Annotated in this window: 15 protein-coding genes and 1 pseudogene; 8 read left to right on the top strand and 8 right to left on the bottom strand. The window is 69.8% G+C overall.

Features of this window, described 5'->3' with window-relative positions; translation table 11 throughout:
- Positions 1-4: 4 nt before the first annotated feature.
- The 7 genes and pseudogenes from EDD27_RS42320 to EDD27_RS58455 form a co-directional block, all read left to right on the top strand.
- Positions 5-709: a molybdopterin-dependent oxidoreductase gene (locus EDD27_RS42320; protein ID WP_206641896.1), complete on the top strand. Its 705-nt coding sequence runs from the start codon at positions 5-7 to the stop codon at positions 707-709.
- Positions 675-1,310 (top strand): cytochrome b/b6 domain-containing protein, encoded by a 636-nt coding sequence (locus tag EDD27_RS42315; protein ID WP_127937519.1) that lies wholly within the window; start codon positions 675-677, stop codon positions 1,308-1,310. The genes EDD27_RS42320 and EDD27_RS42315 overlap by 35 nt, the downstream gene beginning before the upstream one ends.
- Positions 1,311-1,447: 137 nt before the next feature.
- Complete coding sequence (locus EDD27_RS42310) at positions 1,448-2,005, top strand: CGNR zinc finger domain-containing protein (RefSeq protein ID WP_127937517.1); 558 nt, start codon at positions 1,448-1,450, stop codon at positions 2,003-2,005.
- Between the two features lie 211 nt (positions 2,006-2,216).
- Positions 2,217-3,842 carry an ABC-F family ATP-binding cassette domain-containing protein gene (locus EDD27_RS42305; RefSeq protein ID WP_127937515.1) on the top strand — a complete coding sequence of 542 codons (1,626 nt, stop codon included), beginning with the start codon at positions 2,217-2,219 and terminating at the stop codon, positions 3,840-3,842.
- Positions 3,835-5,481, top strand: a complete 1,647-nt coding sequence (locus tag EDD27_RS42300; RefSeq protein WP_127937513.1) for an ABC-F family ATP-binding cassette domain-containing protein — start codon at positions 3,835-3,837, stop codon at positions 5,479-5,481. The genes EDD27_RS42305 and EDD27_RS42300 overlap by 8 nt, the downstream gene beginning before the upstream one ends.
- Before the next feature lie 80 nt (positions 5,482-5,561).
- Positions 5,562-5,924, top strand: a complete 363-nt coding sequence (locus EDD27_RS42295) for a rhamnogalacturonan lyase family protein (RefSeq protein WP_206641895.1) — start codon at positions 5,562-5,564, stop codon at positions 5,922-5,924.
- A 12-nt stretch (positions 5,925-5,936) separates the two neighbouring features.
- A pseudogene (locus tag EDD27_RS58455) lies at positions 5,937-6,077 on the top strand (hypothetical protein); the annotation flags it as partial.
- Here the strand turns inward: EDD27_RS58455 and EDD27_RS58450 are convergent.
- From EDD27_RS58450 to EDD27_RS42275, 4 genes are all read right to left on the bottom strand, one after another.
- Positions 6,020-6,886: a 2OG-Fe(II) oxygenase gene (locus EDD27_RS58450; protein WP_338324771.1), complete on the bottom strand. Its 867-nt coding sequence runs from the start codon at positions 6,884-6,886 to the stop codon at positions 6,020-6,022. The pseudogene EDD27_RS58455 and the gene EDD27_RS58450 sit on opposite strands and share 58 nt — an antisense overlap.
- 476 nt (positions 6,887-7,362) lie before the next feature.
- Entirely contained in the window at positions 7,363-8,097 is a 735-nt protein-coding gene (locus tag EDD27_RS56010) for a hypothetical protein (RefSeq protein ID WP_206641894.1), read from the bottom strand.
- A 21-nt stretch (positions 8,098-8,118) separates the two neighbouring features.
- Positions 8,119-8,613 (bottom strand): hypothetical protein, encoded by a 495-nt coding sequence (locus EDD27_RS56005; protein ID WP_206641893.1) that lies wholly within the window; start codon positions 8,611-8,613, stop codon positions 8,119-8,121.
- Positions 8,614-8,883: 270 nt separating this feature from the next.
- Positions 8,884-9,801 carry an NADP-dependent oxidoreductase gene (locus EDD27_RS42275; protein ID WP_127937511.1) on the bottom strand — a complete coding sequence of 306 codons (918 nt, stop codon included), beginning with the start codon at positions 9,799-9,801 and terminating at the stop codon, positions 8,884-8,886.
- 121 nt (positions 9,802-9,922) lie between these two features.
- Here EDD27_RS42275 and EDD27_RS42270 point away from each other — a divergent pair, with 121 nt between their 5' ends.
- The gene (locus EDD27_RS42270) at positions 9,923-10,366 is read left to right on the top strand and encodes a winged helix-turn-helix transcriptional regulator (protein WP_127937509.1); all 444 of its coding nucleotides are present in this window, start codon (positions 9,923-9,925) and stop codon (positions 10,364-10,366) included.
- A 186-nt stretch (positions 10,367-10,552) separates the two neighbouring features.
- On the opposite strand, the gene EDD27_RS56000 is transcribed toward EDD27_RS42270, so the two are convergent.
- From EDD27_RS56000 to EDD27_RS42250, 4 genes are all read right to left on the bottom strand, one after another.
- Complete coding sequence (locus EDD27_RS56000; protein WP_206641892.1) at positions 10,553-10,927, bottom strand: hypothetical protein; 375 nt, start codon at positions 10,925-10,927, stop codon at positions 10,553-10,555.
- A 580-nt stretch (positions 10,928-11,507) separates the two neighbouring features.
- A complete protein-coding gene (locus tag EDD27_RS42260) occupies positions 11,508-13,295 on the bottom strand; it encodes a hypothetical protein (protein WP_127937507.1) in 1,788 nt (595 codons plus the stop codon).
- Positions 13,288-17,616 carry a DUF6603 domain-containing protein gene (locus EDD27_RS42255; RefSeq protein ID WP_127937505.1) on the bottom strand — a complete coding sequence of 1,443 codons (4,329 nt, stop codon included), beginning with the start codon at positions 17,614-17,616 and terminating at the stop codon, positions 13,288-13,290. The genes EDD27_RS42260 and EDD27_RS42255 overlap by 8 nt, the downstream gene beginning before the upstream one ends.
- The gene (locus EDD27_RS42250; RefSeq protein WP_127937503.1) at positions 17,613-18,893 is read right to left on the bottom strand and encodes a ComEC/Rec2 family competence protein; all 1,281 of its coding nucleotides are present in this window, start codon (positions 18,891-18,893) and stop codon (positions 17,613-17,615) included. The genes EDD27_RS42255 and EDD27_RS42250 overlap by 4 nt, the downstream gene beginning before the upstream one ends.
- Positions 18,894-18,897: the final 4 nt, after the last annotated feature.

The raw sequence follows: 18,897 nt of genomic DNA, 5'->3' as shown, positions 1-18,897 counted from the left end.
AGATATGACCGACCAACGACACCCGGAGGAGAGCGGCCCGCCCATCGCGCGCCGGGTGATGCTTTCCATGCTCGGCGCGGGCGCCGTCGGCCTCGCCGCGGCGCCGCTCCTGCAGAGCGGCTGGGAACGATTCCTCGGAGCCGCCTCCCGCAACGACCCCACCGGCCTCACCGGACTGCTGCCCAACCCGGGCGGCTTCCGCTACTACAGCGTCGCGGCGTCGGTGCCGAGGAAGACCGCGGCCGACTACCGGCTGGAGATCGGTGGCCTGGTCGAGCGCCCTGGGACGTACACGCTGGACGAACTGCGTGCGCTGCCCCAGGCCCGGGTCGTCGGCGACGTCCAGTGCACCGACGGCTGGCGGGTGCCGGACACGCCGTTCGCCGGGGTTCCGCTCTCGCATCTCCTCGACTTGGCAGGGGTGCGTCCCGAAGGCAAGGCCGTCCGCTTCACCTGCTTCGACGGTGTCTACACCGAGAGCTTGACGCTCGACCAGGCCCGCCGCCCTGACGTGCTGGTGGCGCTGGACATGCTGGACGCGCCGCTCACCCACGACCACGGCGGCCCCGTGCGGCTCTACGTCGCCCCGATGTACTTCTACAAGTCCGCCAAGTGGTTGTCCGGCATCTCGATCACCGACAAGGTCGTCCCGGGCTACTGGGAGGAGTATGGCTATGACATCGACGGCTGGCTCGACCAGGCGGCCTGAGCGCCTGCTGCCGCGCTTCAGCCGGGCCGAGCGCCTGGTCCACCGGGCCACCGCCGGACTCATGCTGCTGTGCATGGCGGCGGCGGCCTGCCTGTACTTCGCGCCGTTGGCGCAATTGGTGGGCCGCCGCCACCTGGTGGTCGTCGTCCACGAGTGGTCCGGGCTCCTGCTGCCCGTGCCGTTCCTGCTCGGGCTCGCTTCCCGGTCGTTCCGCGCCGACCTGCGCAGGCTCAACCGGCTGGCGCCGTACGACCGGGAGTGGTTGCGCGCGGCACGCCGGAACGCGCCGGGTCCGCGCCCGGCCGGCAAGTTCAACGCCGGGCAGAAGATCTGGGCGGGGTGGATTGCCGGGGCCGTGCCGGTGATGACGTTCACCGGCCTGCTGATGTGGTTCACCGAGATCCTGCCGGCGATCTCCCGGACGAGCGCGATCTTCGTGCACGACGTGACGGCCCTGGCGATCGCACTCGTCGTGCTCGGGCACATCCGGCTGGCGTACCGGGACCGTGAGGCGCGGCGCGGGATGCGTTCGGGCTCGGTGACGCGCGCGTGGGCCAGGAAGAACCATCCCCAATGGGTGGAAGAGATAGCTCAACGATGAGCCGACTCGTCATACCTCACGGTGAGGCGCCAGGGGAGGCGGCGGTAATGACCGGATAGTCGTCCTTGCGCCTTCTGTCACCTGTTCAAATGGTGACGACGATTGAATGACTAGGAGTCACCTGTCAAACTGGTGATGTGAAGCATGTGTTTCTCTGCGGCAATCCCGCGCTCGACCTAGCCTGCACGCTCCGCGCGCGCCGCACGGCGCCCTTTGAGACGCTCGACGCCCCGGACCGGCTCGACGCGTGGTACGTGGAGTCCGGCATCGTCGACGCCCTCTCTCCCTGCCGGGAAGCGGATCTGGTCCAGGCGGTGGTGGTGCGGGAGGCCATCTATGCGCTGGTCACCGCCCGGCTCGCCGGTGACGGATACGACGGCGAGGCGCTCGCGCTGGTGAACGAGACGGCACGCAAGCCGCCGGCGGCCCCCCAGCTCACGGCCGAAGGCCGGTGGGTCGAGGCGACCCCGGAGCAGGCGCTGTCCACGGTGGCCCGGCATGCCATCGAGCTGCTCAGTGGGCCGGAGGTGCCGCTGATGAAGGAGTGCGCCAACCCGGAGTGCACGAAGATCTTCATCGACCGGTCCCGGGGCGGGCGCCGGGAGTGGTGCGGCATGGAGTCATGCGGCAACAAGATCAAGGCGGCTGCTTACCGGGCTCGCAAGAAAGAGGCGCAGACGACCGGCGCGACCTGATCCGGACGGCTGCTATGGTAGACGTTCGTGTTCGGACTTAGGAGACCAGACGTGGCAGGTGACGACGACATCTCCGGGTGATACCGGAGGTTGATCGGCCCCGGCAGGCGCGCATGACCGCCGCCGATGTGGCCCTCGTCGTCGTTCCCCCAGTCCTGTTCCCTTGCCGGGCCCCATTCGCGCGCCCGGGTTTCGTACCGAGGTCTGTCGCATGTCCGATGCGTTCATCATTTGTTCCGGCCTGTCCTTCTCCTGGCCTGACGACACCCCCGTCTTCAACGACCTGTCCTTCACCGTGGGCGGCGGCCGTACGGGCCTCGTCGCCCCGAACGGCGCGGGCAAGAGCACGCTGCTCAAGCTGATCGCCGGCGAGCTGCGGCCCTCGGGCGGCGGCGTCGCCGTCGAGGGGCTGCTCGGCTACCTGCCGCAGAACCTGCCCCTCGTTGGCGAGCCGACCGTGGCCGAGGTGCTCGGCATCGCCCCGGTGATCGCCGCGCTGGACGCCATCGAGTCGGGTGACCCGAGCGAGGAGCACTTCACCACGATCGGCAACGACTGGGACATCGAAGAGCGCACCCGCGCCCAGCTCGACCGGCTCGGCCTCGCGGACATCGGCTTCGACCGGCGCCTGGGCACGCTCAGCGGTGGCCAGGTCATCTCGCTCGGCCTGGCCGCGCAGCTGCTCAAAAGGCCCGACGTGCTGCTGCTGGACGAGCCGACGAACAACCTGGACCTCGGTGCGCGCCGCAGGCTCTACGACGTGCTCGGCGACTGGACCGACTGCCTGCTCGTGGTCAGCCACGACCGGGGCCTGCTCGACCGGATGGACCGCATCGCCGAGCTCGACCGGGGCGAGATCCGCTTCTACGGCGGCGACTTCACCGCGTACGAGGAGGCCGTACGCGCCGAGCAGGAGGCTGCCGAACGGAACGTGCGCAGCGCCGAGCAGGAGCTCAAGCGCGAGAAACGGGAGATGCAGCAGGCCCGTGAGCGGGCCGAGCGCCGGGCGAGCAACGCCGCCCGCAACCTCAAGAACGCCGGGCTGCCGCGCATCTTCGCCGGGAACATGAAACGCGGTGCCCAGGAGTCGGCCGGGCGGGCGGGCCAGATGCACGCCTCCCGTGTCAGCGACGCCCAGGCCCGGCTCGACGAGGCCGGGCGGGCGCTGCGTGACGATCAGAGGATCACGCTGGAGCTGCCGGGGACGAACGTGCCCGCAGGACGCACGGTCTTCCTCGGCGAACGCCTGCGGGCCCGCGGCCTGTTCGCCGAGCCAGGCGTCGACCTGACCGTACGCGGCCCCGAGCGCATCGCGCTGACCGGCCCCAACGGTGCGGGCAAGTCCACCCTGCTGCGCCTGATCAGCGGCGAGCTGGAGCCGGACGCCGGCACGACCAGGCGGGCCGACGGGCGGGTCGCCTACTTGTCGCAGCGGCTCGACCTGCTCGACGTCGAGCGCACCGTGGCGGAGAACCTGGCCGCGTTCGCCCCCGGCAGGGCGGAGGCGGAGCGGATGAACCTGCTGGCCCGCTTTCTGTTCCGCGGCGCGCGTGCACACCTGCCGGTGGGAGTGCTGTCCGGCGGCGAACGGCTGCGCGCCACCCTGGCCTGCGTGTTGTGCGCCGAGCCCGCGCCTCAGCTCCTGCTGCTCGACGAGCCGACCAACAACCTCGACCTGGTCAGCGTGGCCCAGCTGGAGGGTGCGCTCGGCGCGTACCAGGGGGCGTTCGTGGTGGTCAGCCACGACGAGCGATTCCTCGCTGAGATCGGTGTACAACGGTGGCTGGAGCTGTCGGACGGTCGCCTCCTGGAAACCGGGGGCCCCGCCGGTGAGTGACGCGCTGCTTGCCCGCGATCTCGTACGGACGCTGGGCGCGCGGCGCGTGCTCGACGGCGTCTCGCTCACCGCTGCGCCCGGCGACAGGATCGGCCTGATCGGCGAGAACGGCGCCGGCAAGACCACGCTCCTGCGGCTGCTGGCCGGGCTGGACCGGCCCGACTCCGGCACCGTCGTACACCCCGCCGACCTCGGCTTCCTGCGCCAGGAGCTGCCCTTCGACAGCCGGGCCACAGTCGCCGACGTGCTCGACGACGCCCTGCGCGAGGCGCGCGCGGACCTGGCCGAGCTGGATCGGCTCGCCCGCGCGCTCGCCGCCGCTCCGGACGACGCCGCTCTGCTCGGCGCGTACGGGGCGCGGCTGGAGCAGGCTCAGGAGCGCGAGTCCTGGGACGCCGACCGGCGCGCCGGGATCGTCCTCGACCGGCTCGGCCTCGGTGGTGTGCCACACTCCCGCGCGCTCGCGTCGCTGTCGGGAGGGCAGCGCGGGCGGCTGGCCCTGTCGGCACTGCTCATCAGACGGCCCGCGGCGCTGCTGCTCGACGAGCCCACCAACCACCTGGACGACGACGCCGCGGTGTTCGTGGAGGAGCAGCTGCGCGGCATGACCGGCGTCGTGGTCGTGGCCAGCCACGACCGGGCGTTCCTGGACGCGGTCTGCACCGACCTGATCGACCTCGATCCGGCGGTGGACGGGCCCGTTCGGTATGGGGGCGGGTACGGCGCATACCTGGCCGAGAAGCGCGCGGAGCGAGAGCGCTGGGAGCGGCGGCACGCGGAGGAGCAGGCGGAGCTCGGCGAACTGCGCGCGGCCGTCGCCGTGACGGCCCGGCGGGTGGCGCACGACCGGCCGAAGCGCGACAACGAGAAGATGGGGTACGGGCACGCCGGGGGCCGTGTGCAGCACCAGATCGCGCGGCGGGTGCGCAATGCCGCCCGCCGGCTCGCCCAGCTTCAACGCGAGCAGGTTCCCGCCCCACCGCCCCCGCTCCGCTTCAGCCCCCGTACCCTGGTCGTCGATGCCGCGGAGGACGCCCACGCCACCACGAACGCCGCCGAATCCCGCGATCCCCACGACGACGCCTTGCTGTCACTGCGGGACGTGCGGGTACCGGGACGGCTCTCGATCGACCGGCTCGACGTGCCGCTCGGGGAGCGGCTGCTGGTCACCGGGCCCAACGGAGCGGGCAAGTCAACGCTCCTGGCCGTGCTGGCCGGGCTGCTGGACGCGGAGGGCGAGGTGCGGCGGCGGCCCGGCCTGACCGTCGCGCTGCTGGCCCAGGACACCGTGTTCGAGCGGCCGGACCGGACGGTGCGGGAGACGTACGAGCGGGCGCTCGGTCCGGAGCGCGCCGAGTCCGTGCCGTTGCGCTCGCTCGGCCTGATCGGCTCCCGCGACGTGGACCTGCGAGTGAGGGAGCTGTCCGTCGGTCAGCGCCGTCGGCTCGCGCTGGCGCTGCTGGTGGCCGATCCACCCGAAGTACTCCTGCTCGACGAGCCCACCAACCACCTCTCGCCCCGCCTCTCCGACGAGCTGGAAGAGGCCCTGGGCACCGATGGGCCCGGCGCGATCGTGATCGCCAGCCACGACCGGTGGTTGCGCACCCGCTGGCAGGGCCACCACATTCGTCTGCCATGAACCTTCACGTGTCACCACCACTTTGACCTGTCACAGCGGCTCCAGAAAGGGGCTGCGGGGACCGGTCGGCCAGACGCTCCATGCTCGCTGAGGACTCCGGCGTCGCCGAGGACGATGCTCGTTTCCTCGACCGCTCCCTAACCCGATCCACGACCTGGAACTACGGCGCGGTCAACGCGAGCGGCCCGAACCCCGCCTTCGTCGGCGACATTCTCGGCGACTGGCGCGAGGAGGTCGTGTACACCAACGCGGCCTACAACGAGCTGATCATCTTCACCACGAACGTGCCGTCGAGCACCAGGCTGTACACCCTGGCCCACAACCCCGCCTACCGCAACGCCATGACCCTCAAGGGGTACATGCAGTCCCACCACGTCGACTACTTCCTCGGGGCCGGCATGGCGAAGCCGCCTCGGCCGAACATCACCTACGCAGGAAGCTAAGCTCCTTTGTCTATGTCAATGCGCCTCCCAACGCCCGATGACCGACTGTCCCGCTACACCGGCTGGACCCGCGCGCATTGGGAGGCCATGGCCGATCACCTGCTCGCGTCCGTGGCGCCGTACGCCACGGACGACTTCGCCCAGTTCCGCCTGCCCGGCAGGACGAGCAGGTCGGGGCAGGTGAGCGACGGACTCGAGGGCTTCGCCCGCACGTCACGCACGCCGGGCCGCTTGGACACCTCCTTGGTCAGTCTCGGCGCGTCGCCGTCCTCGGCGACCGCGGCGACGCCACGGCTCAGATCCTGAAGGACGTACTGCTTGTCGTCCGCGCTGCGCGAGTCCTCGTAGTCGTCGGGGTCCTCGTCCTCATAGTCGCCGTACCACGCATCCTCGTCCTCGTCGGGATCGTAGGCGTCCCAGGTCTCCTGGATCTCCGCCAGGGCCAGGGTGATCTCGCAACCCGCCTGCTCCGCCGCAGCTCGCAGCAGGGCGCCCCGCGCGGCGTCGGAGCCCTTCAACCGGGACCAGCTCAGCCCGCGGGCGGTGTACTCATGGTCGAGGAGGTACGCCAGCCGCGCCGGCGGATCGCCCCTGCGATGGCTGTACGGAAGGACGACCGGGGTGGTGAAGTGCGTGTGAAGGCAGGCCGCGAGATCAGTGACCAGCGGATGCTCGGCCGCCACAGCCTGGCTGTCGCCCGTCAGGAGCAGGTTGTAGGTGAGGGTGACGCGGTTGCCCGTCTTCACGGGAAGAACCTGGTGCCGGCAGTCGGCGTAGAAGGCCACCAGCGAGACCGCGGTCTTCAGCCCTCGGTATTTTTTGGTCTGGCTCTGATGCTCGACGACGAGCTCGCCGCCGGTGTACGCGGACGGCAGCGTCACGACCAAGGTCGCGACCATCGCGTCGTCCTTCTCGGAATCCTGGTGGGCGACGAAGAACTGCCCGGTCTCGTACAGGAGCATGGAGTGCAGCTCCGGCGTGAGCTCGCAGTGCGGCGGCAGTCCCAGTTCCGCGCGCATCTCGTCGAGGGCGGCCGCGAACGCATCCGCCCATTCGACGCGCACCAGCTCCTTGGGGATCTCCCAAGTGTCGCGGACCTCCGGGTCGGTCAGCGTATGCTCGCCGCGCCCGAACCGCGCACGGCGGCCGAGCTCTTGTAGTTGGGATGCCTGCTCGTCGGAGACGGGGAACCGCAGCGGACCGACCCCATCGACCACCACCGACAGATCGGTCTTGGGAAGCTTCCGATAGACGCTGGACGCGGCCGGCTCCGCCGACGCATCAAGCAACTCGGCCAGCCGTTCACGGGCCATGCCGGGCACGGAATCCCCTTTTCTGTCGCGGAACCAAAGCTACTGCGTGGGGAGAGCGCTCCGGTGGCCGCTTTCAGGAACGCCGTTCGCTGAAGATCGCCCCTCGGCGCTTGATCTATACCCGATCATGGGAGCAGGCGGTGGGCGAGTCGTTCGGCGTTGAGTGCGCGGATGGCATCGTCGACGGCTTGCCGGTCAGTGAGGTCGATGCCGCGGTCGGTAAGGGCGTCGGCGATCTGTTTAGCGGGACCCCAGGAGGTGCGGTCATCGAACGCCTGGCGGAACTCGGGCAGGTGGGCGTCGACGGCGTCGACAACCGGGGTGATCCATCGGGGATCGACGCCGCGCCTATCAAGGGCGTAGGCCAACCACTTGCGCAGGACGTTGGGGAGGGCTGTGCGCTGGGCGGCATCGAGGATGGCTTTGCGGGGCAGCCAGTCGGTGAGCAGCAGCATGACCTCGGTCGGGCTCCAGGCCAGCGGGCCGGAGACGATGTAGCCCTCGCCATAGTCCAGGAACAGCTCGGCCAATGACCTGCTCACCTCGTCGTCCAGGTTGGTGGCGGTGGTGGTGAACTGGTGGATCAGGTGGTGGCGCTCGGACTCGGGCAGACTTTCCCGTTCGGGCCAGTCGGGCAGATGGCCGCGGCAGCGGGACCAGGCCAGCGCCCGGTTGTCGACGAAGTTCTCATCGTCGTTGCGCGGCCAGGTGATATCGGTGGTGCGCAGCGCACCGGCCAGGTCAGCGAGCACGTCGGCCACCGGAGCCTGGCTGATCGGCATGGGAACCTCGTCGGCCTCGCGTAGTTGGTTCCACTGCGCGGCGGCGCCGATTTCCAGGATCGCGATCTTGTCGATCATCAGCCCGCCGGGCTTGATGACCTAGGCCATCAGCGTGTGCGGGTGTGGGCCGTCGTAGTCGATGAACAGAACCTGTTCGCTGTCCCATACATCTACCGCTCGCCATGCCGCGACCGCGGTCCATGCCGTGTCCGCGGACATGGCGGTGTGCCAGGGCGGCAGCGGCTGGGTCTCGGCCAGGATGTCGATCGTCTCGGCCAGCATGGTGATGTCGGTGGGGGGTGCGACCCGCGCCAGCGCTGCGATCGCGGCCAAGCCGTGTGGTGAGGGTGTGGTGCATGCTCGGCCGGTCACCTCCATGCACAATCGATGCTCAGCCTCGCGTTCGCCCAGTTCCGCGGTCAACCATGCCTGACCGAGCCAACCGCTGGCCCAGGTCTCGGCCATCAGCGGGTCGGCCAGGCCGGTGAGTTGCCGGGCATCACGCAGCAGCAGGTCTGATCGGCGCGGCGGGAGGGGCGAACGACGGACCGATCTGCTGCTGGTGGTCTTGCGGCGGCCGCGGCTCTTGGGCATGCTTCAGTCCACCACAGTGGCGACCGGGTCGCATCTTGCTCAGCACCTCGAGTGGATATCCGGGTCAGGCCGCTGCAGGCTCGGCTTGATCGGTATACGCCGCGTGATCCACCCCGACGTCGATTCGAGGGGACCGCGCCGTTCGTCATCTACAGACGTAGCATGCCGCAGTTCGTCGTGTATAGACGCTCCAGCCGGTCGGCGTGGCGTCGGGGAGGTGATCGACATGGGGCCCAGCTCTTGGCGTGAGCGCTCGGCTGGGCGAGCTGGTCAGGGTTTGAGCACGTAGCGACCGCGCACCCCGCCCTTGGCCACTGCCCGGTGGGCCTCGGCGACCTGGTCCAGCGGCATGACCGCGTGCACTCGCGTCGGCAGCTCACCGGACGCGGCGCGGGCGAGCAGGTCGCCCAGTCGAGCGCCGTCGGGATGCGTAACCACGACCTGTACGGTGATCCCGCGCTCCGCGGCCGGCTTGGCGCTCGGCTGGACGCCGACGAAGTCCCCGTGGTCGCGGACCAAGGCGAGGCCCCGCTCCTGCAGTACCGCACCGTCGGCGACCGCGTCCCAGCCCGGCTCCGCGTGCGTGGTGAACTCGGCGCCGAGACCGCGGACGAACTCCTCGTCCTCGGCTCTGGCCAGACCGGTCACCTGCCAGCCGCGGTCCTGCGCGAGCGAGACGACGTACCCCCCGACCGCGCCGGCCGCCCCCGTGACCAGCAGCCGGTTGCCCTCGGCGGGCGCGTCACCGAGGAGATCGACGATCTGGGCGGCGGCCAGCCCGTTGAGCGGTACCGTCGATGCCGCGACCAGGTCCAGGCCGTCGGGAACGACGGCGAGATCGGCGGCCCGCACGATGAGCTGTTCGGCGTAGGTGCCGAAGTCACGGTCGAAGCCGTCCACCAGACCGGCGACCCGAGTGCCGGCCGCCAGATCCACACCAGGGCCGACGGCGACGACGGTCCCGGCGAAGTCCCAGCCCAGGCCGGTGCGCTCGGGCTGATTGACCAGCCCCATGGCGTGGAAGAGGCCGCGGGCGACCCCGAGGTCGACAGGGTTGACCGGCGCGGCGGCGATCTCAACCCGGACCTCGCCGGGCCCAGGCTCGACGACGGGAACGTCGATGATCTCAATCGAGTCGGGTCCGCTCGGGGTGCGGACGACGGCCGTGCGGAAAGTAGAGATGCTCATGGATTCGGTCCTCGTGGCTTGTGTCCAATGGTTGCCTGCATCACGATGGGGTAGTAACTCTCCAATGGGAAGTACGCACTTCGAAGTGCGTAGCTCACCCCCCGGTAGGAAGGAGCGGCCGATGCCGACGAGGACGGCGGCCCAGAAGCGGGCACAAGCGAAGGGGGACTACGACGCGTTCCTGGCGAAGTGCCCGAGCCGCCAGTTGCTCGACCGGATCTCCGACAAGTGGGTCGCGCTGATCCTGGCCGCGCTCGGCAGCGACGGCCCGCACCAATCCGGAGACGACTGCGGCGGTGGGCCGCGGTCGATGCGCTACTCCGAGCTGTCCCGCCGGCTGGCCGGGATCAGCCAGAAGATGCTCACCCAGACGCTGCGCTCCCTTGAGCGCGATGGGCTGGTCACCCGCACCGTGAGGCCGACGGTGCCGGTCACGGTCACGTACGAGCTGACCGACCTCGGTCTCTCGCTCAACCACGTGATGCGCGGCATCAAGGAGTGGGCCGAGGCGCACATGGATGAGGTCCTCGTCAATCGCGAGGAGTACGACACCGACATCGCCTGAACGCTCACCATCAGCGCAGCAGGGCGCCGGCGCGACCCCCATCCAGGGCGGCCTGGCCGCCGAGGGCGCCTACGTCGCCCACGTGGGCGTCCCGATCGTCCCCGGCGGAGGTGCGAAGGCGACCCCGATGCCATCGCCGACCGGCGGTTGCGCCGAAGCCTTTCGCCGAGCGCCACGGTCGCCCGATCAGAACGCCGTGCGTGTCTCGCTCCGAGGATCCCCCAGCACCATCCGGTCGTCATAGAGCCCCGCGCGTGCCAGGAGACGCCATGGCCGGGCGAGGCGAACGGACACATCAATATCCTCGTCTGTCGCGTCAAGGTCGAGATCGGCCATGGCCAGCGCCGGCCGGCCGTTCCTCGGGCAGCGCGCCAGCCAGCGACCGCCGGGTGCGACGATCCCTGAGGGCACAGTTGCGCTGAACTGGGCCGGGATGGAGTACCCGAGCCAGTAGCCGTACAGCGTGCCGTATGCCTGTGCGACAACCGCTCGGGCCGCGTCGTCGACCATCACGGACAACAGCACGCAGTGCACGTTCAGTCGCTCGTACTCAGCGAACACCTCGGGGAACTCCGCTTCGATGCACAGAGCGCACCCGAACCGGATCCCGTCGGTCGGTTCGGCGAGGTCAGTGGGTGGATCGAGCCGAAGGCCACCCAGAGGCTAAGCTCTCCGGCCAGGCTCGCGATCGACTCGGCCTCCTCGCGCAGCACGTCCCAAGGGACGCGGCTCCAGTCCGCCGCTGCCAGCGTTCCAGGCGGGCCGGAAGACATCACGTGCTTCTCGGATATGTGATCGCCCCTTCTGGGAACTGCACCAGTCGCGCACCGGCCGCGGCGGCCTCCCGCATCAGGCTGCGCACTTCCGCCCCACTCGCCCGCAGCGTCCTCGGATCGGTCGGATCCTCAGGCACCGTGCTTTGCGCGACCGCCAGCCGCAATGTCCTCGCCATCCCAGGACGATACGACAGGAGGCGAACTGCGGTCACGGCTCATGATCTGCTCCACCGCGCCTCCACATGGCAGCGCGCCGTCAGGGCGCGACTGGCCATCGACGGCTCGTAGCTCCTGGCCCTGATGGCTGAGGGACACCGTCAGGGCAGATACCGCGATCGCCGTCGTGGTTCCGCTCCGCCGGGACATCACCTGACCGCTTCGGAGGTGCCCGTGGCGAGGAAGGAGACGCGGGCGGTGGACTCGATCATCTGCCTGGCGAACTCGGCGGGGCCTAAGGCAGTGCCGACAGCGGTGGCCATCGCGTTCGCCAGTGCGCTGATGGGGATCTTGGCGCGTGGGCCGAGAGGAAGCGGGCTGAGTGCGGGTCCGGTGTCTCCCGCCGCGTTGCGCAGGGTCCTGCCGACTCTGTCGGCCGGAAAGAGCTCGACGGCGAAGTGCAACGCCTCGGGCGGCAGGTGCAGGTCCAGGCGGGCGAGCACGTCCTTGAACAGGCAGAGCATGATGGTGCCGGAGAGCCGCTCCACGCGGAGCGGGTCCAGCTTTGTTCCGGCCCCGTCGTACGCGGAGACGAGGAGCCCCGGGTAGCCGCTCACCAGGTCCGAGCGGATGATCGCGCCGGACGCTGCGGGGATCGGCACCGGCGGGGAATGCGCCAGGTCCTGTTCGGCGTCCTCCGGGGTGACGCGCCCGATGCTGTAGGCCCCGTCGACCAGCAGGGACATCCACCGTGGATCGAGCTGGAAGAAGCGGACGCTCTCCACCGGCAGCAGCCGTTCGTCGGGGACGAGATACCGCAGCGGGACTCCGCGCAGCTCGGTCAGGTCCCGGAAGAGCTTGGTCACGTCGTCCGGCGGGGCGGTCTCGATGTCCGCCACGGCGAGCGGATGGTCCTCGTCCAGGAAACGCTTGCTGCGCTGGGCGCGCCGTCGTTTCCAGGCGTGCATGGCCGAGGCGGTGCTCTGGTGGTGCAGGGCGATCAGACGGCCCAGCTGCCAGGCAGCGGCGTAGCCGGTCTCCAGCATTCCGGCGTCCGGGTGGTAACGGAGCAGCGCGTCGGACGTGCGCACCGCGGCGGGCGTCCCCACAGGCACGGGCCCGTTGACCAGCGGCCCGCGGTACCAGGACACCGTCCGGCCGCCCTGTCGCAGGACGTGGCGTACCGGCACCTGTCCCTCCCGGAGGAACACGTCGGCGCGCGGATCGCCGGATTCGGGCAGCGTCGGCTGGGCGCGGCCGGCCAGCCCGGAGGCGAGCGAGGTGAAGGTCTGCCCGCCGTCCACGCACGCGAAACGCCAGCTCGCCAGGCTGACCAGCCGCACCAGCGCGCCCGGCCGGTCCGGCCCCAGGTCGAACCCGGCCGCGGTGTAGCGTCCCTCGACCGAGACCAGATGCGCGGTGCACGTGGTCTTCCGTGCCGGAAGCCGGCAGCCGATCACCACCGCGGTGTCGTCCTGCGTGGCGCGGCGGCGTACGTGGGCGAGGTAGGGCAGATCCTCGATCGTCGGCATGATCTGGGCGAGCAGCGCGCGCGGCACGTCGATGACGGTCGCCTTGTCCCCGGCCGCCTCATGCTGGTCCAGCACGGGTGCAGGCATGTACGGAGTTCCGCCCGCCAGCGCGGACAGCGCGACGACCTTGGGCTCCGGGTTCTCCTCCCCGCAGAACAGCAGAAGCACGAGCCAAGGCGGTACGGTCCCCGTGGGGCCGCCCGCCTCGCGTTCCCAGGGCAGCGTGGCCCGGCGCAGCACGATGTGCGGGAGCACGTTCGCGTGATCGCCGAGGCTGCCCGGGGGCGGGAACATTGATTCGACCGCCTCGGGCGCCAGTGTGAACCGCTCGCCTGCCACGGTGAACGTGCGCGCGGTGGTGAACCGCTCGGCGTTCAGCCCGGTCGTCTGGGTGACGCTGATCCGGTACGCCCCGCGGGCCAGGCTGGGCCTGCGGTACGCGAGGAAGGTGAGGTTTTCAGACACGGGCGGCCACCTCGGGCGTCTCCAGGAAATGTTCGCCGGTGAAGCCCTTCAGGTCGAGGTCGGCGCCGCGTAGCACCTTACCGGCGATGGCGGCCCGGATCTCCTGGGTGCCGCTCAGATCGATGTCCGGCTGGGTCGCAGCCTGGAACGGCCGCTGCGTCCGCCAGGAGAAGGCTCCCTGCTTGGTGGTCGCCGCACCGGATGTCAGCGCGGTCAGCGGCAGGCCGGCGGAGGTGGCCGGCTCCTCCGGTGGGAGTGGCGTGATCTCGTACCCGGTGAGCACGTTCTTGACCAGTGCGGGTTTCTTCAGCGACGGTGTGAGCTCGTCTCCCCACAGCGCGGCGGGCAGGTCCTTGCCGACCGGCTTGTACCGGAAGTGCGTCTCGGCGGCGACGCCGTCCCGCAGGATGGTGATCTCGTGGGTCGAGACGACGTCACGCCGGTCCATCGGTGCCACCCCGAACGCCGCGCCGGTGCCCGCCAGCGTCGTGGCACCGGCGCGGCCGGTGCTGCTGGGCATCGCCGCGTCCGTGACCAGGCACAGCGTCAAGGGGTTGACCACGCCGAGGTCGGTGCCCGATCCGGAGTTCGGCGCCCCGCCGCGCAGCGCGATCGTCACGACGTCCTTGTCGGGAAGCTGCGTGGCGCGGAACGCGTCCCAGTCCAGCGGGCTGGGCCTGGCGTGCTTTGTCGGGCCGAAGCCGATGTCGATCGACACGAAGCTGACCTTGATCCTCGCCTCGCCGCTGAACTCCGGGCCCCAGATCCGTACGTCCGTGCCGACGTCGATTTTTATGGGGTAGCTGAAGCCGAACTTCGAGATCGTATAGGTCGCACCGACGCTCACGTGGAGCGCCGCCTCGTAGTGGTAGGGCTGCCAAGCCATCAGGAAGTCGAGCGAGGCGCTGAACCACGCGCGCAGCGCGCCGTCGTCCCAGATGATGTCGAGGCTGCCGCCCGCCATGAGCGCGCCGGGCGTCAACGCGAAGTACGCCGAGCCCTTCAGGGTGAGCTGCGGCGACTGCCGCCAGTTGAACCCGAGGCGGGGCACCGCCGGGTAGTGCGACGGTTTGTTGAACCGGGGGTGGTAGCCGCCCGCCGTGAGGACGAAGTCCCCGTGGTTCTGCTTGCCGAACCACGTGACGAAGGCGAACCCGCCGGTCAGCCGGCACGCGGGGTTCAGCAGGTAGGAGTTGGGGGCGAGCAGCGCGCGCAGCTCGAAATAGCCGTCGGCCGGGACGAAGGTCGCCTTCAACATCAGCTGGAGCTCGGCGATAGGAGTCGGCTTCTTGCCCGCCGGGATCTTCCGGTTCCTGGCGGGCAGCACCATCGTGGCGACACCGAGCACGTTCACCTCGAACTTGTGCCCGAACCCCGCGGTGACGAGCACGAACGTGTCGATCATCTGGAAGGAGGTGAAGCGGACCCCGAAGGCCAGGAAGTGGTCGCCTGGCGATACCCGGATGTGCCCCTCCAGCTTCCGCAACTCCTCGGTGAGCCCGCCCGGCGGCTTGGTCCCCGTGGCCTCGGCCACCAGGGGGAACTCCGCGACCCTCTCGACCGGCGGCGCGATCAGCCGGCGGTTGTAGCCGAAGGCGGCGGCCAGTCCGCAGACGAAGAAGAACGGAGGGCCGCCGATCGGGTAGTCGAGGTAAGCGTGCACGAACAGCGACGGGCCCTCCTCCAGCTGAATGTAGGAGCCGACGGCGCTGATCGTGAACGTGCCGGCGCCGATGACGACCTTGCCGCTGTAAGCGTCGCGCTCGACGTTCTTGTAAAGGACCTTCCCCGCGAGGAAGGCCCCGCTGATCCGCGCCGGCCCGCCGGTGTAGGACAGCCCCAGCCCTTGCAGGGCGAAGGTGGGCTTGGCCCCCGACTCCGCCAGCGTCAGCCCGGCGGACAGCCCGGTGCACGACAGCGTCAGCCCACCGGCCTTGACCGCCGCATCGACCAGTACGGCGAGCCGCGCGGGCTCGCCCGCCTTGCGCAGGTAGGACACCCCGATCCGCTCCACGTGCACCGGACCGTAGTCAGCCTGCACCTTGCGCCAGATCACGTTGTCGCCGGTCTGCGTCTCCTTGACGGTGGGCTGCGCCTGCTCGCCGGGCGTGGTGGGCAGCGTCACCGGCGCCTCCAGCGGGCCCAGCTTGAGTGTCCCGCCCAGCGTGAAGCCCGCGGAAAGATCCTGCGCCGGTAGCTTGGCGGCCCCGTCGGGGAGCATGTCGTTGACGTGATCGACCTGATCCTTGGTGATCGGCGCGGACGCGGCGATGATCCGGAGCGGGTCGAAGCCCACGATCCGCTTCCCGTCGGTGAGCCTCGGCCCGACCACGGGGAGCCCGGCCAGGTCGATGGTCGCGGTCAGGTCGATCCCGAACAGGTACGTCCCGCGGTCCGCGGTGAACAGCGCCTGTTTGAGGCCGACCTTGATGCTGTCGTCGATGTACGCCGCGGCCGACGGCGACAGCGCGCCGACCAGCGCCTTCACCGACGGCGTGGGCGCAGTGCCCTGGTGACTGCAGACGGCGGCGAACCTCGTCGTCTCTGCCTTCCTGGCGAAGTACACGGCGAAGGACAGGTTCTCGTCTTTCTCGACGGCGACCGTGAGCTGCCCGCGGACGCTCACCGCCTTCGTGTCGATCGCGACCGCCAGGGCGATGTCCTTACCGTCGATCTTCATCAGGGTCTTGCCCTGGAGGAAGAGCCTCCCCTCGCCGGTGGAGACGTCGACGCCCAGGTTCTGGACCGTCAGCTCCTTGATGGGGGCGGGCGCGGTGAGGCCTGCGTAGTCACGCGCGAGGTCGTCGATGAACCGGCCCAGGGTGATGCGCGCGTCGGGCGCGGTGTCGCCGGTGAAATGCCAGCCCTTGGTGCCCGAGGCGTAGCCCGCGCTCACCGACACCGGCACCTTGGCGACGACGAGCGTCGCCGAGGCGGTGAAGGACGTGGCCGAGCCGTGGTTCACCGCGAAGCCCACGCCGGTGAGCGTCACCTTCGGCAGGACGTCCCACGTTCCTTCCAGGTCGAGCGCGGCCGAGAAGGTGAACGGCCGCTGCTCGTGGGGCAGGGCGCCGAACAGCTCGAACCGTGTGACCCGCAGGTCGGGGAAGTCGGTGGCGTCCTGGCCCGTGAGGTCGTGGTAGACCTCACCGATCTTGAGCGGACCGTCGTCGTCGCGCAGCGTCGCGCTCACCCCGCGCTCGCCGAAGTCGGCGGCGAGCTCCAGGGTGCCGTGCTCGCCGAAGGCGACCAGCCCACTCACCACGCCGCTCAGCCTCCGCGTGGCGGAATCGGCCGGGTTCTCCACGCGGAACACGACGTCGATCGCCTGGACCTTGAACCGGTCGCTGATGTGCCACGCCTCCGCGGTCTCCACCTTCAGGGCGAAGTGGCCGATGCCCCGGTCCGGGGTGACGGACGCGGAGATGTCCGTGAGCACGACCGCCTTGGTGATGTCGAAGAAGGGCACCTTCAGCGTGCCCTCGGGCAGACCGGTGAGGGTGAGGACGTCGGACAGGCTGACCGCGCCGCTCCTGCCGAACCGCCCGCGCAGCACCACGCCGCCGGACCAATCGGCCAGTTCGGCGTACAGATACATCTCCTTGGTGACCCCACCGGCCGTGAACGGGACGGTGGCGGACATGATCAGCCGGCCGGTGACGTCGAAGTCGGCGGTGGCCTGCCTGAAGGTGGTGAGCGCGAGCAGGCCGTAGCACCGCTCGGTCAGCCGCAGCGCCCCGATGCGCAGCTCGGGGGCGTCCGGCCCGTCCAGCAGAATGGACGGCACGGTGGTCATCGGTACCTTGACCTCGGCGGGCTGCCGCAGGAGCGTGACGTCGCCGGTGAGCCGGTGCTCCACCCCGTGGAACAACAGGTCCAGCGCGGCCATCCGGGTCGTGACGTCCAGGGTTCCGGAGAAGGTGAGCGTCGGCTCCGGCGCGCCGCCGTCGAAGCGCAGCTCCGGGCGGGAGAATCTGGCCTCCTCCCACAGAGTGCCGGCGAGCCGCGGGAACGCGGTGACGAACGACCAGGGTCCGGTCCCGGTCGCGGTCACCTGCGCGGTGACGCCTGCCGCGCCCGCGGTGAACTCCGCCGTGACGGCGAGTCCTTTGAAAGGGCCGTCCTCGCCGGTGCCGGTCACCGTGACGCCTTGGGCGGTCAGCGTGCGCGCGGTCACGTCGCGCAGCACGAGCCGGCCGGTGGGCAGGAAGGCGCCGAGCCGCCCGGTCAGGTCAGGCGAGCCGAGGGTGTCCAGGGCCAGGTTCAGTCGATTGCCGTCGAGCCATACCGCGTCCTGGAGTTGTGCGGGGGTGAGTGTCATGAGGCACCACCGCCCGCAGCCGGCTTGCGGATGACGACGTACTGCGTGTCATGCGAGCCGGTCGAGTACACCGGCTGCGCGATCTCGAGAGGGGTGGGAAAGGAACGCGTCACGGTGAGGTCCCAGACCGACACCTCGTGAGGCGTTGTGTCCGCCGTGCGGCCGTTCCGGGCGAAGCGATCCACCCACCGCTGGACGATCGTCCGGCTCGGCAGGTGGTGCCGGGAGTTTCCGAAGAAGGCAGCGCTCACGACGACCCTCTCCCTGGGGCGGACGTGGTCGACGAACGACTGGCTCGAAGAGGTTTCCACGCTGCCGTGGTGGGGCGCGTTGATGTAGTCCACCCCGCTTATGCGGTTTTTCATGCCGCTGCCGATCATGTAGTCCTCGGTGTCGAACGTCGCGTCGCCGCACAGCAGGATCTTCTTGCCGTGCACCTCCACGAGGGTGACGATGGACGCCGCGTTCGTTTGCAGCTCGTTGGCGATCTCTCCTTCTGTTTCCGCGAAATCGTTATCGACGCCCGCCGCCACCAGGGTCACCGTGCAGTCGTTCTCCGCGACAACGGTGAGCCCGCCATCGGTGTCGAGCCGTTCGATCTTGTTCGTCGCGTCGGCCTTCGGGATCGCTACCCCGGCCAGCAGCGCCTTGTGCTTGCCCGACTTGTCGGGACCCAGATCCACCCGCTTGATCAGCGACTCGCGGATAACAGTGCGCCTGACCCAAGCCTGGGCGCGATGGTATTTGTCGAACTTCAGGCTGTGGTACACCGTGTGCGCTTCCACGTTGTTCGGCACGACCCGCTTGAGCTGGTTGAAGTGGTCCCTGTCGGGGTGGGTCAGGATGAGGATGTCGAGCTTGGTGGTGTTGCCGAGGAACATGCGGTCGGTGAGTATCCCCTTGACCCTCTTGACGTACGCCTCGTCGCTCTCGCGGTCGGCGGCGAGGGTGCCGCAGTCGATGAGGACAACCTTGCCCCCCGGCGTGGTCATCACTGTGCAGTCGCCCTGTCCGACCTTGACGAAGGCGAGGTAGAAGTTGCCGTCGCCGCGCCCGCCGCCCGGCGGCACCGGCACCGGAATGGCCGCGAGTCTGGCGCGCAAGGCCTCGGCGTCCCGCCGCGACCGGTCCGCCGCATCGGCTTTCTGCTTGGCCCGGTAGACGCGCATCTTCTTGCGGGGCTGCTCCAGTTCCTCTGGGGTGGTCCTGTCCGTGAGGAGGCCGAAATCCAAATCGTCATCGTCATCGTCCCGCTTGCGCTTCCGCGTCTTGGGCATCTGG

Source organism: Nonomuraea polychroma (assembly GCF_004011505.1).
Taxonomy (GTDB): Bacteria; Actinomycetota; Actinomycetes; order Streptosporangiales; family Streptosporangiaceae; genus Nonomuraea; species Nonomuraea polychroma.
This window is presented reverse-complemented; position numbering and strand designations above follow the sequence as displayed.

Coding starts and splice junctions, on each gene's coding strand:
- EDD27_RS42320 (WP_206641896.1), top strand. CDS start 5: ATGACCGACCAACGACACCCGGAGGAGAGCGGCCCGCCCATCGCGCGC.
- EDD27_RS42315 (WP_127937519.1), top strand. CDS start 675: ATGACATCGACGGCTGGCTCGACCAGGCGGCCTGAGCGCCTGCTGCCG.
- EDD27_RS42305 (WP_127937515.1), top strand. CDS start 2,217: ATGTCCGATGCGTTCATCATTTGTTCCGGCCTGTCCTTCTCCTGGCCT.
- EDD27_RS42295 (WP_206641895.1), top strand. CDS start 5,562: ATGCTCGCTGAGGACTCCGGCGTCGCCGAGGACGATGCTCGTTTCCTC.
- EDD27_RS58450 (WP_338324771.1), bottom strand. CDS start 6,886: ATGCTCCTGTACGAGACCGGGCAGTTCTTCGTCGCCCACCAGGATTCC.
- EDD27_RS56010 (WP_206641894.1), bottom strand. CDS start 8,097: ATGATCGACAAGATCGCGATCCTGGAAATCGGCGCCGCCGCGCAGTGG.
- EDD27_RS56005 (WP_206641893.1), bottom strand. CDS start 8,613: ATGCCCAAGAGCCGCGGCCGCCGCAAGACCACCAGCAGCAGATCGGTC.
- EDD27_RS42275 (WP_127937511.1), bottom strand. CDS start 9,801: ATGAGCATCTCTACTTTCCGCACGGCCGTCGTCCGCACCCCGAGCGGA.
- EDD27_RS42270 (WP_127937509.1), top strand. CDS start 9,923: ATGCCGACGAGGACGGCGGCCCAGAAGCGGGCACAAGCGAAGGGGGAC.
- EDD27_RS42255 (WP_127937505.1), bottom strand. CDS start 17,616: ATGACACTCACCCCCGCACAACTCCAGGACGCGGTATGGCTCGACGGC.
- EDD27_RS42250 (WP_127937503.1), bottom strand. CDS start 18,893: ATGCCCAAGACGCGGAAGCGCAAGCGGGACGATGACGATGACGATTTG.